The 258-nt window shown below is 67.8% G+C and carries 1 pseudogene; it reads left to right on the top strand.

The annotated features are described in order from the left end of the window. Positions 1-9: 9 nt before the first annotated feature. Positions 10-258 (top strand): annotated as a pseudogene (locus tag JUK32_RS00010) (efflux RND transporter permease subunit); the annotation flags it as partial.

The raw sequence follows: 258 nt of genomic DNA, 5'->3' as shown, positions 1-258 counted from the left end.
GTGGGGGCGATGATGCAGTCGGGGCAGCGCATTGACCAGTGGGGGGCCAGCGCCCAGGTCGTGCTGGATGACTTTCGTGATCGCCTCTCTGACGGCATGGCCCTGGAGGTGATTTTTGACCAGAGCGGCTACGTGGAGACGCGCATCAGCACGCTGCTGGTGAACCTGCTGCTGGGGGCAGCGCTGGTGGTGGGGGTGACGCTGCTGACCATGGGCTGGCGGTCGGCCCTGGTGGTGGGCGCGGCGCTGCCCTTGACC

The sequence above is a fragment of the Halomicronema sp. CCY15110 genome (genome assembly GCF_016888165.1).
Taxonomy (GTDB): domain Bacteria; phylum Cyanobacteriota; class Cyanobacteriia; order Phormidesmidales; family Phormidesmidaceae; genus Halomicronema.
This window is presented reverse-complemented; position numbering and strand designations above follow the sequence as displayed.